The 13,432-nt window shown below is 67.5% G+C and carries 12 protein-coding genes; 7 read left to right on the top strand and 5 right to left on the bottom strand.

The genetic code is table 11. The features are described 5' to 3' along the window. Positions 1–105 precede the first annotated feature (105 nt). From MRY80_RS14710 to MRY80_RS14690, 5 genes are all read left to right on the top strand, one after another. Positions 106–1,377, top strand: coding sequence for an acetylornithine deacetylase/succinyl-diaminopimelate desuccinylase family protein (locus tag MRY80_RS14710; RefSeq protein WP_293291781.1), 1,272 nt, complete (start codon positions 106–108; stop codon positions 1,375–1,377). Positions 1,378–1,489: 112 nt separating this feature from the next. Next, positions 1,490–2,974 (top strand): ABC transporter substrate-binding protein, encoded by a 1,485-nt coding sequence (locus MRY80_RS14705; protein ID WP_293291780.1) that lies wholly within the window; start codon positions 1,490–1,492, stop codon positions 2,972–2,974. Between the two features lie 74 nt (positions 2,975–3,048). Further along, positions 3,049–3,993 (top strand): ABC transporter permease, encoded by a 945-nt coding sequence (locus tag MRY80_RS14700; protein WP_293291779.1) that lies wholly within the window; start codon positions 3,049–3,051, stop codon positions 3,991–3,993. Between the two features lies 1 nt (position 3,994). Continuing rightward, positions 3,995–4,870: an ABC transporter permease gene (locus MRY80_RS14695; protein WP_293291778.1), complete on the top strand. Its 876-nt coding sequence runs from the start codon at positions 3,995–3,997 to the stop codon at positions 4,868–4,870. After that, positions 4,867–6,492, top strand: coding sequence for a dipeptide ABC transporter ATP-binding protein (locus MRY80_RS14690; RefSeq protein ID WP_293291777.1), 1,626 nt, complete (start codon positions 4,867–4,869; stop codon positions 6,490–6,492). The genes MRY80_RS14695 and MRY80_RS14690 overlap by 4 nt, the downstream gene beginning before the upstream one ends. On the opposite strand, the gene cbiB is transcribed toward MRY80_RS14690, so the two are convergent. Genes cbiB through cobA form a run of 4 tightly spaced genes read right to left on the bottom strand, consistent with a single transcriptional unit; the run spans position 6,489 to position 10,616 of the window. Beyond that, complete coding sequence (gene cbiB, locus MRY80_RS14685; RefSeq protein ID WP_293291776.1) at positions 6,489–7,466, bottom strand: adenosylcobinamide-phosphate synthase CbiB; 978 nt, start codon at positions 7,464–7,466, stop codon at positions 6,489–6,491. The two genes, MRY80_RS14690 and cbiB, sit on opposite strands and share 4 nt — an antisense overlap. Continuing rightward, complete coding sequence (cobD, locus tag MRY80_RS14680; RefSeq protein ID WP_293291775.1) at positions 7,460–8,476, bottom strand: threonine-phosphate decarboxylase CobD; 1,017 nt, start codon at positions 8,474–8,476, stop codon at positions 7,460–7,462. Before cobD ends, cbiB begins: the two co-directional genes overlap by 7 nt. Then, positions 8,476–9,771, bottom strand: coding sequence for a cobyrinate a,c-diamide synthase (locus MRY80_RS14675; RefSeq protein ID WP_293291774.1), 1,296 nt, complete (start codon positions 9,769–9,771; stop codon positions 8,476–8,478). Before MRY80_RS14675 ends, cobD begins: the two co-directional genes overlap by 1 nt. Further along, the gene (gene cobA, locus MRY80_RS14670; protein WP_293291773.1) at positions 9,768–10,616 is read right to left on the bottom strand and encodes a uroporphyrinogen-III C-methyltransferase; all 849 of its coding nucleotides are present in this window, start codon (positions 10,614–10,616) and stop codon (positions 9,768–9,770) included. The genes MRY80_RS14675 and cobA overlap by 4 nt, the downstream gene beginning before the upstream one ends. Positions 10,617–10,669: 53 nt before the next feature. On the opposite strand from cobA, the gene MRY80_RS14665 reads away from it, so the two are divergent. Both MRY80_RS14665 and MRY80_RS14660 read left to right on the top strand, forming a co-directional pair. Continuing rightward, positions 10,670–11,791, top strand: coding sequence for a cobalt-precorrin-5B (C(1))-methyltransferase (locus MRY80_RS14665; protein ID WP_293291772.1), 1,122 nt, complete (start codon positions 10,670–10,672; stop codon positions 11,789–11,791). Then, positions 11,788–12,471 (top strand): cobalt-precorrin-6A reductase, encoded by a 684-nt coding sequence (locus MRY80_RS14660; RefSeq protein WP_293291771.1) that lies wholly within the window; start codon positions 11,788–11,790, stop codon positions 12,469–12,471. The genes MRY80_RS14665 and MRY80_RS14660 overlap by 4 nt, the downstream gene beginning before the upstream one ends. Here the strand turns inward: MRY80_RS14660 and MRY80_RS14655 are convergent. Further along, on the bottom strand, positions 12,455–13,360 hold the full coding sequence (locus MRY80_RS14655; RefSeq protein ID WP_293291770.1) for a LysR substrate-binding domain-containing protein: 906 nt from the start codon (positions 13,358–13,360) through the stop codon (positions 12,455–12,457). The two genes, MRY80_RS14660 and MRY80_RS14655, sit on opposite strands and share 17 nt — an antisense overlap. Between the last annotated feature and the right edge of the window lie 72 nt (positions 13,361–13,432).

Here is a 13,432-nt window from a genome sequence, read left to right as displayed (position 1 = left end):
CAAAATAACAAAAGCAACGTAACAAAAGGTTACTTTGAGTGATGTGCGATATGTCACATTCGCGCCGCACTTGCCCGCCCGGCGAATCTGGTCATCAATGACCGCATGGACCCGATGCTGGAATCGATCGCCGCGCGGCAGGACGATCTCGTCTCCCTCACCCGCGATCTCATTCGCTTTCCGACCGTCAACCCGCCCGGCGAGGCCTACGAGCCCTGCGCGCGCTATGTCGGCGAGCGCCTGGCCGGATCGGGTTTCGAGATCGAATATGTTCGCGGCGAAGGCACACCCGGCGACACCGACCGGTATCCGCGCGTCAACGTCATCGCCCGCCGCGAGGGCCCCCGCCCGGGTCCCTGCGTCCACTTCAACTCCCATATCGACGTGGTCGATGCCGGCGAAGGCTGGACGGTCGATCCGTTCGGGGGCGTGGTCCGAGACGGGCGCGTCTACGGGCGCGGCGCCTGTGACATGAAGGGCGGCCTCGCCGCCTCGATCGTCGCGGTCGAGGCGTTTCTGGAGCATCGCCCGGATTTTCCGGGCGCCATCGAGATCTCCGGCACCGTGGACGAAGAGTCCGGCGGCTTCGGCGGCGTCGCCTATCTCGCCGGCAGGGGCTATTTCTCAAGGCCCCGGGTCGATCACGTCATCATCCCGGAGCCGCTGAACAAGGACCGCGTCTGTCTCGGCCATCGCGGTGTCTGGTGGGCGGAGATCGAGACCAGGGGCGAGATCGCGCATGGCTCCATGCCGTTCCTTGGCGACTGCGCCGTGCGCCACATGGGCGCGCTACTGGCCGCCTTCGAGGAAAAACTCTTTCCCGCGCTCGACCTGAAAGAGACGCGCATGCCGGTGGTGCCGGAGGGCGCGCGCCGTTCCACCCTGAACATCAACGCCATCCATGGCGGCCAGACCGACGACTTCACCGGCCTGCCCTCGCCCAACGTGCCGGATTCCTGCAAGCTGACCATCGACCGCCGCTTCCTGCTCGAAGAGGCGATCGCCGACGTCAAGGGCGAGGTCGTGAGCATTCTCGACGACCTGAAGGCAAGCAGGCCGAAATTCGACTACGCGATCCGCGACATCATGGAGGTGATGCCCCTGATGACGGAGAAGGACGCCCCGGTCGCCAGCGCCGTCGCCCACGGCATCCGCGAAATCTTCGACCGCGAGCCGGATTACGTGATCTCGCCCGGCACCTACGACCAGAAGCACATCGCCCGCCTCGGCCATCTCTACGACTGCGTCGCCTACGGCCCCGGCATCCTCGATCTCGCCCACCGCCCGGACGAATGGGTCGGCATCGACGACATGATCCAGTCCGCGCAGGTCATGGCGCTGGCGCTCGAGGACCTGCTCTTCGCCGAACGGCCCTGACGCCCCGCGCCGAAACCGCACGGTATCGCAGTGCAGCATTTGCTGCATGATCTGTGCTGACAAGCCCCTCCGGTCCTGTATAACTTTGCGAACGACACTCGGGAGGCTCGCAATGACGTTCACATGCAAATCCATTCTTGCCGGCACGGCACTCGCATTCGCGCTGACGACCTCCGCGCTCGCCGCGCGCACGGACCTCACCCTCGCCATCCAGCTTGAACCGCCGCATCTCGATCCGACCGCCGGCGCGGCCGGGGCGATCGACGACGTGACCTACGCCAACATCTTCCAGGGCCTGACACGCATCACGTCCAACGGCGCGGTCGCGGCTTCGCTCGCCGAGAGCTGGAGGATCTCCGATGACGGGCTGGTCTACACCTTCAAGCTGCATGACGGCGTCCTCTTCCACGACGGCACCGCTCTCGATGCCGGCGACGTCGTCTTCTCCTACGACCGCGCGCGCGCCGAGGGCTCGACCAATGCGCAGACCGCCCTGTTCTCGGCCATCGAAAGCGTCGAGGCCGTCGACGACCTGACGGTCAAGGTCACCCTCAGCCACCCGCAGGGCAGCTTCCTGTACAATATGGGCTGGGGCGACGCCGTGATCGTCGCACCGGAATCCGCCGACACCAACAAGGAGAAGCCCATCGGCACCGGCCCGTTCAAATTCGACAGCTGGGCCAAGGGCTCGGCAGTGACGCTCGTCAAGAACCCGGATTACTGGGGCGAGCCGGTGGCCCTCGACAAGGCCGTCTTCCGCGTCATTTCCGACCCCGCCGCCGCGACGGCGGCTCTGCTGGCCGGCGACATCCAGGCCTTCCCTGCCTTCCCGGCGCCCGAGGCCGTCATCCAGTTCGAGAACGATCCGCGCTTCACCGTCGTGATCGGCTCGACCGAGGGCGAGACGATCCTGTCGACCAACAACGGCAAGCCGCCTTTCGACGACGTGCGGGTGCGCCAGGCGATCGCCCACGCCCTCGACCGTCAGGCGATCATCGACGGCGCGATGTTCGGCTTCGGCACCCCCATCGGCACGCATTTCGCGCCCCACAATCCGGCCTATGTCGAACTCGTCGAGCTCTATCCCTACGATCCGGCGAAATCGAAGGAACTGCTGGCGGAAGCCGGCTATCCGGACGGCTTCGAGGCGACGCTCAAACTGCCGCCTCCGACCTATGCGCGGCGCGGCGGCGAGATCATCGCGGCACAGCTGCGCGAGGTCGGCATCAACCTGGAGATCATCCCGGTGGAATGGGCGCAATGGCTCGACCAGGTGTTCAAGGCGAAGGATTACGACCTGACCATCGTCTCCCACACAGAGCCGAATGACATCGGCATCTATGTGCGCGACGACTACTATTTCGACTACCACAGCGATGAACTGAAGCAGGTCATGGCCGAACTGGACGTCACCGCCGACGAGGACAAGCGCTCCGAATTGCTGCGCAAGGCGCAGGAGATCATCAGCGCGGATGCGGTGAACGGCTTCCTGTTCGAGCTTCCCAAGATCGGGATCTGGGACGCCAAATTGCAGGGGCTGTGGCACAACATGCCCATCCAGGCCGACGACCTGACCGACGCCTATTGGGCGGACTGACCCTCCGGCCGGCATTGCGGCGGGCCGGTCAGGCCCGCCTTCTTCTTCCGCGTCCCGGCGGGTAAACCACCTCCATGCTGTCCTACGCGCTCCGCCGCAGCCTCATCGTCCTGATCACGCTTGTCGCGGCGAGCGCGATCGTCTTCGCGGTTCTGGAGATCGTGCCCGGCGATCCCGCCCGGTTGATGCTCGGCATGAACGCGACCGAGGACGCGGTGCAGGCGCTGCGCCAGCAGATGGGCCTCGACCAGTCCGTCGCGGTCCGCTACGTCGCCTGGATCGGCGGCATGCTGACGGGCGATTTCGGCCGGTCCTACACCTATGCGGTGCCGGTGATAGACCTGGTCCGCGAGCGGCTCGTCGTCTCGCTGCCGCTGGCGGCGATGGCGCTGGTGCTGTCGACGGCGATCGCCATCCCTGTCGGCGTGTTCTCCGCGGCCCGGCGCGGCACCGCCGCCGACACCGGCGTCATGGCGGCGACCCAGCTCGGCATCGCCATTCCCAATTTCTGGTTCGCCATCCTGCTGGTCTACCTCTTCGCAATCACGTTGCGCCTCGTGCCCGCAGGCGGCTTTCCGGGCTGGCAGGGCGGCGTGTGGCCGGCGCTCTCCGCTTTGATCTTGCCGGCGATCGCGCTCGCCTTGCCGCAGGCCGCGATCCTGTCGCGCGTCACCCGCTCGGCGCTGCTCGATGTCCTCGGCGAGGACTATATCCGCACCGCGCGGGCCAAGGGGCTGCCGTCCGGGCTCGTGCTGCGTCGTCATGCGCTGCGCAACGCCCTGATCCCGGTGCTCACGATCCTCGGCCTGCAATTCTCATTCCTGCTCGCCGGCACCATCATCATCGAGAACGTGTTCTACCTGCCGGGCCTCGGCCGCCTGGTCTTCCAGGCGATCACCCAGCGCGACCTGATCGTCGTCGAAAGCGTCGTCGTCCTGCTCGTCGCCACGGTCGTCATCGTCAACTTCCTCGTCGATCTCGCCTATGCCTGGGCCGATCCGCGCCTGAGACGCCGCTGACATGGCGCAGGGCGAACTCATCGCGACCGAGCACGAGGACTGGCGCCACTTCCTGCGCAAGGCGCTGGGCAACCGCTCCTTCCTCGCCGGCGCGACGATCACGCTCTTCGTCGTCGCCGTGGCGCTCGTCTCCTTCGTCTGGACGCCCTATGACGTGACCAAGCTGGTGATCGCCGATCGCCTGCAGGCGCCCTCTTCCGCCCACTGGTTCGGCACCGATCACTTCGGCCGCGACATCCTGTCGATGACGATGGTCGGTTCGCGCAACTCCATCGCCGTGGCCTTGATCGCCGTCGGCATCGGCATGGCGCTGGGCGTTCCGCTGGGCACCTTCGCGGCCGCCCGGCGCGGCCTCACCGACGAAGTCCTGATGCGCGCCTCCGACATCGTCTTCGCCTTTCCGGCATTGCTGTCGGCGGTCATGATCACGGCGATTTTCGGGCCCGGCGCGGTCAACGCGATCATCGCGATCGGCATCTTCAACGTGCCCGTCTTCGCCCGCGTCGCGCGCGGTGCGGCACTCGCCCTCTGGCCGCGCGAATTCATCCTCGCGGCACGCGCCAGCGGCAAGGGCGCGGGCCTCATCACGCTGCAGCACATCCTGCCGAACATCGCCAACCTGCTGCTCGTGCAGGGCACTATCCAGTTTTCGCTCGGAATCCTGGCCGAAGCCGGCCTCTCCTATGTCGGCCTCGGCACGCAGCCGCCGGCGCCAAGTTGGGGGCGCATGCTGTTCGAGGCCCAGACCATGATGGCGATCGCCCCGCACATGGCCATCGTGCCCGGCCTCGCCATCATCGTCACCGTGCTCGGCCTCAACCTCCTGGGCGACGGGCTGCGCGACGTTCTCGACCCGAGATTGCGGCGGCAACGATGAGCGAACCCGTCCTCGACATCGAAGGCCTGTCGCTCGCCATCGGCCGGCACCGTATTCTCAAGGGCGTCGACCTGACCGTCCATGCCGGCGAGATCGTCGGCCTTGTCGGCGAATCCGGCTCCGGCAAGTCGATGACCGCCCATGCCGTGATGCGCCTGCTGCCGCATGCGGCGAGCGTGACGGGCAGCATCCGCTTCGCCGGAAATGACCTTCTGGCCGCCGACGAAACCCGGATGTGCGATCTTCGCGGCGACGAAATCGGCATGGTGTTCCAGGAACCGATGACCGCGCTCAACCCGGTCAAGACCATCGGGGAGCAGGTGGCGGAAGGCATTCGCCTGCACCGCCGCGTCGGCCGGGCCGAGGCGGAAGACCGGACCCGCGCCATGCTCGACCGGGTCGGCCTTCCCGAAAGCCGTTTTCCCCTCTCCCGCTACCCGCACGAACTCTCCGGCGGGCAACGTCAGCGCGTCGTCATCGCCATCGCCTGCGCGCTCCATCCCCGGCTGCTGATCGCCGACGAGCCGACCACCGCGCTCGACGTCGTGCTGCAGGCGCAGATCCTCGACCTGCTGCGCAGCCTCGTCGCCGAAGACGACATGGGCCTCATCCTGATCAGCCACGATCTCGGCGTCGTCGCCGACATGGCCGACCGGATCACCATCCTGCGCGAAGGCGCCGTCCAGGAGGCGGGCGAAACGGCCAAGGTGCTGACCGAGCAGCGCCATCCCTACACGCGCCAGCTCGCTGAAGCCTCGACCCACGTCCCCGCCTGGTCGAACGCGGGAACGCCGCCGAACGGCGACCGCCCCCTGCTCGAGGTCATCGACGTCTCGCGCCATTTCCGCGGGCATCGCACCGGCCTGTTCTCACGCGGCGAGGCCGTGCGCGCCGTCGACGGCGTGACGTTTTCCATCGCCTCCGGCCATTCGGTCGCCCTTGTCGGCCAGTCGGGCTGCGGCAAGTCCACGCTGGCCCGCATGGTCCTCGCCCTCGACAAGCCGACAGCGGGCGCGATCCGCTTCGACGGCATGCCGATCTCCTCGCTCGGCGAGAGCGCGTTGCAGCCTGCGCGCCGCGAGATGCAGGTGGTCTTCCAGGATCCCTACGGCTCCTTCGACCCCCGTAAGAAGATCGGCCACTCCGTCGCCGAACCGCTGCATCTGTCGGAAAGGCGGCTCACCCGTCCGGAACGGCGTGAGCGCATCGCGGCAGCGCTGCTCGAGGTCGGCATGCAACCCGACGACGCCAGGAAATATCCGCACGAATTCTCCGGCGGCCAACGCCAGCGGCTGGCCATCGCCCGGGCGATCATCACGCGTCCGAAGCTCGTCGTCGCCGACGAACCGGTCTCGGCCCTCGACGTCTCGATCCGCGCCCAGATCCTCGACCTCTTCGCCAGGCTGAACGACGATCTCGGCCTCGCCTTCCTGTTCATCACCCACGATCTGACGGTCGCGCGCGCCATTACCCACGACGTCATGGTGATGGACCACGGCAAGATCGTGGAGACCGGCCGAACCGGCGAGGTTCTGGACAATCCGCAAGACGAGGTGACCCGACGGCTCATCGCGGCCGCGCCGGACCTGGAACGCGCAATCGCGAAACGCATGGCGCGTTAGCGCAGCACCGCGCAGACCGCGACCAGCACCATGAACACGCTCATCGTGCGCCAGAACACCGCGATGGCAGTCGCGATGTCCTTGCCATCAACGAAATGCCGCCCGCCTACATTCAGATAGGGGTCTTCCGTCATCTGGCCCTCGTAGCTGCGCGGCCCGGAAAGAGCGACGCCAACCGCCGCGGCCATCGCGCTTTCGGGCCAGCCCGCATTGGGCGAGCGATGCTTGCCTGAATCGCGAAACAGCACGACCACGACGCGGCGCGCCTGCCTGAAACCCTTCACGGTGAGCGTGGCGAAGAGGATCATGAGGCCGGTCAGACGGGCGGGAATCCAGTTGGCGACGTCGTCCAGCCGCGCGGCGGCCCGTCCGAATTCGAGATAGCGCGCGTTGCGATGTCCGATCATGGAATCGGCGGTGTTGAGCAGCTTGTAGGCCAGCAGGCCCGGCAGGCCGAACAGCGCATACCAGAAGGCCGGCGCGATCACGCCGTCGGAGGCGTTCTCGGCAAGGCTCTCGATGGCCGCGCGCGCGACGCCGGATTCGTCCAGCGTCTCCGGATCGCGCCCGACGATCCGCGACACGGCCGCCCTGCCGCCCTCGATCCCCCCGTCGCGCAGCCCGTCCTGAACCTGCTCGACATGATCGGCCAGAGACTTTTGCGCCAGGAAGACCGCAACGACGACGGCCTCGAGAGCCATTCCGACGGGCCCGATCCAGTCGAAGGCGATTTCCAGCCAGCGGCCGATCACGGCGACGAACAGCAGGAGCAATGCGAGAACCAGCGTCCCGGCCCGCGCCCGCGCCGCGCCCGTGTCCTGCTGGCGGTTGAAATGCCGGTCGAAGATCGCGATCAGCGCGCCGAAACCCGCGACGGGATGGGGCACGATCTTCCAGACCCGCTCGGGATCGCCGATCAGCCGGTCGAGGACAAGGGCGCCGATGAGGATCGCGAGGCTGCTGACTTCTAACATTTTGGGGTGTTGTGCACCCGCGAACCGACAACGGCAAGAGCGGAATCGAGTCGCGCTAGCCCGTCCTCGTCGGCCGGCAAGCCAAACCGGATCAGGGCTGTGTCGTGATCGAACACTCGTGTCAGAATGTGCCGACCCGCAAGCGCGTCGGCGATGCCATGCGCCTCCGCGTGGGTCGCAGTGACGAAAAGGTCCGTGCGCCCGACGACCTCGAAACCCCGGGTCTCGAGCACCGCAGCCAATCGCGCGCTGTCGTCGGCGAGCCGCGCGCGGGTGGCGGCGATCCAGGCCTCGTCCCGCAGCGCCTGTGCGCCGATCGCGAGCGCCGGCCCGGAGACCGCCCACGGACCGATCATGCCGGAGAGCGCCTCGATGACGTCGGGATCGCCGATGGCGAAACCGAGCCGAAGCCCCGCCAGGCCGAAGAACTTGCCGAAGGAGCGCAGCACCAGCAGCCCCGGCCCCCCGGTCTCACCGACGAGCGACACATCAGGCGCAACATCGGCGAAGGCCTCGTCGATGACCGCGACCTTTCGCCCTTGCGTGAAGGGTGCGACGGCCTCCTTCGGCCAGATGCGCCCGTCGGGATTGTTCGGCTGCCCGGCGACGAGGAGATCGACGCTCTCGGGATCTGCGGGCCATGCCGACGGCGTGTCGATGGCGACACCCGTCATCCGGAACACCTGCTGATATTCGCCATAGGTCGGCGAGACGATGGCGACTCGGTCGAGATGGTTGAACAGGATCGGCAGCCACTGGATGATCGCCTGCGTGCCGGGCGCGGCCACGATCGCCGCTCCGTACGGGACACCGTAACAGGCGCGCGCCGCATCGAGACAATCGCGCATCAGCGCCTCGTCCGGCAGGCGCTGCCAGACATCCGGCCCCATCTCCGGCACCTTCCATGCCACCGGGTTGATGCCGGTGGAGAGGTCCAGCCAGTCGCCCCGTTCGCCGCCATGCTGCGCGATGGCGCGATCGAGCGCGCCGCCATGCCGGATCGACTGCATCAGGCCGCCCTGTCGATCACATGCATGTAGGAGCCGCACACCGATCCCCGGCGCAGACCTGCATCCTTGTGATCCTCGCCGCGCGCGTCCCGAACGGCGAAAAGCCGTTCCCCCTCGCCTTCCGACACCAGCGTCGAATAGTGAAATTCATGCGCGGTCAGCGCCATGTTCCAGGGCGCGGCGGAAAACGGGGCGAGACGCCGGTAGCCCAGGTGCCGCCGGCGTTCGGCATAGCTGGTGACGACCGGCAGCAGGCCGGCCATCTCGTGGCGTGTCCCTTCCGCGTCCACGAGCCCCTCGCCGAGCACCATGTAGCCGCCGCATTCGCCATAGACCTGCTTTCCAGCCTCCGCGGCTTTCCGCAACCCGGCCATGAACTGGCTCGCGCCGGCGATCCGGCCGGCATGCAGTTCGGGATAGCCGCCGGGCAGGAACACCGAGTCGGCGTCCTCGGCCGGCGCTTCGTCGGCCAGCGGCGAGAAGAACGAGATTTCGGCACCCTGCTTGCGCCAGCCCTTCAGGAGGTGCGGATAGGAGAAGGCAAACGCCTGGTCGCGCGCCACGGCCAGGCGCTGGCCGAAGGGAGGCAGGTAAGGCACGGATCCGCCCCAGTTGATGCCGGAGCGGATCGTCAGCGCGGCCAGCGCATCGAGATCGACGCCCACCGAAACGGCGAAGGCCGCATCGTTGAGGAAGCTCTCCAGATGCTCGTGCTCGCCGGCCTGGACGAGGCCCAGATGGCGGGACGGCAGCGTCAGCGTGTCGGCCTGGTAGACCGCGCCCAGCACCGGCAGGCCCACAGGGTCCAGCGCATCGCGCAGCAGGCTTTCATGGCGCGAACTGCCGACGCGGTTGAGAATGACGCCCGCGATGGAGGGATTGGCGCGGAACTTGGCGAAGCCCGAGACCAGCGCCGCGACGGACTGGCTCATCCGGGCGCAATCGACGACAAGCACGACAGGCAGGCCGAGCAGCACCGCGAGATCGGCCGGGGTTCCCGCCCCGTCCGCCGCGCCGTCGAACAGCCCCATCATGCCCTCGACCAGCAACAGCTTGTCATCGGTGCGATGGTTGATCGCGAACATGCGCAGCAGTTCCGGCCGCATCGCCCAGGGATCGAGATTGATGCAGATCTCGCCGGCCGCAGACGTGTGATACGCGGGATCGATATAGTCCGGACCGGCCTTGGCGGGCGCAAGCGGCACGCCGCGGTCACGAAAGGCGCGCAGCAGACCGAGCGTCAGCGTCGTCTTGCCCGAGCCCGATTGGGGCGCGGCGACGAGAAAACCCTTCATGCCGTGCGGTCCTTCGACCGGCTGCCGAGAGGGTCGGCGACCAGCGTGCGGCCCGTCGTCGACGCGCCCAGCCAGTCGAGCGCGGCGCGCAGGCGGACAACTTCGCCGACAACCACGATCGCCGGCGGCACAAGCCCCGCGGTCACGAGGTCCGCCTCGGCACGCGCCAGCGTCGTCTCCAACACCTGCTGCTGCGGCGTCGTCGCGTTGCAGACAAAGGCCACCGGCTCGTCCGGCGACCGGCCTTCCGCGATCAGCCGCGCCGCGATCGTCCCGATATGCTTCATCGCCATATACATCACCACCACCGGCGCCCCCCGCGCAACACTCGCCCAGTCGATCGCGTCCGGCATCACGCCGGTGGCGTCGTGCCCGGTCAGGAACGTCACACTGTGGTTGGTGTCGCGATGGGTGGCGGGAATGCCGGCATAGGCGAGCCCGCCGATCCCGGCCGTCACGCCCGGCACGACGCGAAACGGAATGCCATGGTCCACCAGCGTCAGCGCCTCTTCCCCGCCGCGCCCGAAGACGAAGGGATCGCCGCCCTTCAGGCGAAGGACGCGCTTGCCCTCGCGCGCAAGTTCGACCAGCCGCAGCGAGATGTCGCGCTGCTTCGGCGACGGTTTGCCGCCGCGCTTGCCCGCATATTCAAGCGCCGCTCCGTCGCGCGCCAGCGCAAGGCAATCGGCGTTGACCAGCGCGTCATGGACCACGACGTCGGCCTGTTTCAGCGCGTTGACGGCGTGCAGCGTGAGCAGGCCCGGATCGCCCGGTCCCGCACCGACCAACCAGACATGGCCCGGTTCGAACCGGGGAAGGCCGTCCAGAAATGCGTCCGCGTTCATCGCCGCCGTGTTTCCCGCTTTGTCGTCATTGTGTCGTCACCTATAAGACGGCCATGGTCACGGGCAAAGCCGAATCCACGCGCGAGAGCCGCAAGCCGGCCGGTCCGCTTCGTCGCGGCTGGACAACCGGCGCCTGTGCCACGGCGGCGACGAAGGCCGCGCTGACCGCCCTCCTGACCGGCCAGTTCCCGGATCCCGTGACGATCACCCTGCCCAGGGGCGAAACGCCCGCCTTCGCGCTCGCCCGCGAGCGGCTGGAAGACGGGTTCGCCGAGGCAGGCATCGTCAAGGATGCGGGCGATGATCCGGATGTCACGCATGGCGCCACGATAATCGCGCGAATTGCCCGCGCAGCGCCCGGAACCGGCATCGTCTTTCGCGCGGGCGACGGCGTGGGCACCGTCACCAAACCCGGCCTGCCGGTCGCACCCGGCGAGGCGGCGATCAATCCGGTGCCGCGGGCGATGATGACGAAGGAGGTCGAAACGCTCTGCGCCACCCATGACCTGCCCGCCGACATCGAGATCACCATCTCCGTTCCGGGCGGCGAGGCGCTGGCGCAGAAGACCTGGAACCCGCGGCTCGGCATCGTCGGCGGCATCTCGATCCTCGGCACGACCGGCATCGTGCATCCCTTCTCCTGCTCGGCATGGATCCATTCGATCCATCGCGGCATCGACGTCGCGCGCGCCACGGGTCTGACACATGTCATGGGCGCAACCGGCTCGACCTCGGAGGACGCCGCCCAGGCGATCTATCACCTGCCCGAAACGGCACTGCTCGACATGGGCGATTTTGCCGGCGGACTGTTGAAATATCTGCGCGCGCACCCCGTTCCACGCCTGACGCTGGCCGGCGGATTCGCCAAGATGACGAAGCTGGCGCAGGGCGCGCTCGACCTGCATTCCGGCCGCAGCCAGGTCGACATGGACTTCCTGCTGGCGAGATCGCTCGAAGCGGGCCTCGACCGCAAGCTCGGCGACCGGATTCTGAATGCGAACACCGCCGCAGAAGTGCTTGGCCTGACTCGTGAAAACGGCATCGACCTGGCCGGCCCGATCGCTGAACTGGCCCGCCGCACCGCCAGTGAAACCCTGCGCGACGCCCCGGTCGAGGTCGAAGTGATCGTCACCGACCGCAAGGGCACGATCCTCGCGCGGACAGGGTTCGCGTGACCGAGACCGTCCTCATCCTCGGCGGCACAAAGGAAGCCGCGGCACTGGCCGCCGAACTCGTGCGCGACCACCCGGAGTGGCGCGTCATCACCTCGCTCGCCGGCCGCACGAAAGAACCGCATCCGCTCGCCGGTGAGGTCCGCATCGGCGGCTTCGGCGGCGCGGACGGCCTTGCCGCCTATCTGCGGGCAGAACGCATCACCCGGCTGATCGACGCCACCCACCCCTTTGCGAGGTGCATATCGACGAACGCCAGACTGGCCGCCCAACACGCGGGCGTTCCGCTTGAGGTGCGCGCACGTCCGCCATGGGCAAGACAGCCCGGCGACATCTGGATCGAGGTCTCAAGTCTCGAGGAGGCCCGCGACGCGATTCCGGCAGGCGCCAGGGTCCTGCTGGCACTGGGCAGCCAGCACATCGCACCATTCGCAGAGCGCGCCGACGTGCATTTCCTCGTGCGCATGATCGATCCGCCGGAAACGCCGCTTGCCCTGCCGGACCATGAGCTGTTGATCGGCAGGCCGGGCCGCACGGCGCAGGACGAGGTTGCCGTTCTGAGCGCCCATGCGATCACCCACATCGTCTGCCGTAACTCAGGCGGCAGCGGCGCCTACGCCAAGATCGAGGCCGCACGGCAACTCGGACTGCCGGTCATCATGCGCGTCATGGACGCAAGCTGACCGGGTTGACCGACGCAGCGAGCTCCGCCTTCAGCCAGTCGCGGAAACGGTCGACATGCGGGTTCGGCCGCTGCACCGCTCCCGTCACGAACCAGTAGGAATCGCCGGTCGGATAGCGATCGGGAAACGGCGCGACGACCTGGCCCGAGGCGAGCGCATGGCTCGCCAGCGGTTCCCAGGCCAGAAACACGCCCTGCCCGGCGCTTGCCGCGTCAAGACAAAGCGCGCCGTCCGAATAGACCGGCCCCTCACCCAGGATCGACTGGTCGAGACCGTTGGGCTTCAGCCAGACGTCCCAGGAAAACAGGGCATACTGGTCGCGCACGATCGGCACGATCGCCAGATCCCCGGGCGTCTTCAGGGATTGCGCCATCGCCGGGTGGCACACCGGAAACACCTCCTGGTCGAGCATCCACTCCGCCTTCACGCCGGCATAGTTCCCCTTGCCCACGCGCACGCAGGCATCGACATCGGCCGTGTTCGGATCGACCAGCCCCACATCGGCATCGATGCGCACACGCACGTCGGGATCGTGCCTGCGGAAATCCGAGAGACGCCAGACCAGCCACTTAGAGGCGAAGATCGGCGCGACGGAAACGGTGAGCGCATTGCCCGCCGGCTCCTTCGCCAGCGCCACGGCCTTCGACAACTCGCCCATGCCGACGGTCAGTCGCTCGCAGACCTGTTGCCCGAGCGGTGTCGGCCGCAACCCTTTCGCCTCGCGCGAGAAGAGAGGCCGTCCGAGCGCCTCCTCCGTGCGCTGGAGCTGCTGGCTGACCGCGCCGGCGGTCACGCCGAGCTCCTCCGCCGCGGCGGCAAGGCTGCCTAGCCGGCCGACGGCTTCGACCGCGCGCAAACCCGAAAGATGGACCGAGTTCAGATTTCTCATTTCAGAATTTCTAAAACATCAACGACAAGAAGTCGATTTCTTTCCCGACACTCGGCGCGCATGATGCGGACC

Source organism: Oricola sp., assembly GCF_022763245.1.
In the GTDB taxonomy this organism is placed as follows: domain Bacteria; phylum Pseudomonadota; class Alphaproteobacteria; order Rhizobiales; family Rhizobiaceae; genus Oricola.
The sequence above is the reverse complement of the archived record's forward strand: the minus strand, read 5'-3'. Positions and strand labels throughout refer to the sequence as shown.

Coding starts and splice junctions, on each gene's coding strand:
- MRY80_RS14710 (WP_293291781.1), top strand. CDS start 106: ATGGACCCGATGCTGGAATCGATCGCCGCGCGGCAGGACGATCTCGTC.
- MRY80_RS14705 (WP_293291780.1), top strand. CDS start 1,490: ATGACGTTCACATGCAAATCCATTCTTGCCGGCACGGCACTCGCATTC.
- MRY80_RS14700 (WP_293291779.1), top strand. CDS start 3,049: ATGCTGTCCTACGCGCTCCGCCGCAGCCTCATCGTCCTGATCACGCTT.
- MRY80_RS14695 (WP_293291778.1), top strand. CDS start 3,995: ATGGCGCAGGGCGAACTCATCGCGACCGAGCACGAGGACTGGCGCCAC.
- MRY80_RS14690 (WP_293291777.1), top strand. CDS start 4,867: ATGAGCGAACCCGTCCTCGACATCGAAGGCCTGTCGCTCGCCATCGGC.
- cbiB (WP_293291776.1), bottom strand. CDS start 7,466: ATGTTAGAAGTCAGCAGCCTCGCGATCCTCATCGGCGCCCTTGTCCTC.
- cobD (WP_293291775.1), bottom strand. CDS start 8,476: ATGCAGTCGATCCGGCATGGCGGCGCGCTCGATCGCGCCATCGCGCAG.
- MRY80_RS14675 (WP_293291774.1), bottom strand. CDS start 9,771: ATGAAGGGTTTTCTCGTCGCCGCGCCCCAATCGGGCTCGGGCAAGACG.
- cobA (WP_293291773.1), bottom strand. CDS start 10,616: ATGAACGCGGACGCATTTCTGGACGGCCTTCCCCGGTTCGAACCGGGC.
- MRY80_RS14665 (WP_293291772.1), top strand. CDS start 10,670: ATGGTCACGGGCAAAGCCGAATCCACGCGCGAGAGCCGCAAGCCGGCC.
- MRY80_RS14655 (WP_293291770.1), bottom strand. CDS start 13,360: ATGAGAAATCTGAACTCGGTCCATCTTTCGGGTTTGCGCGCGGTCGAA.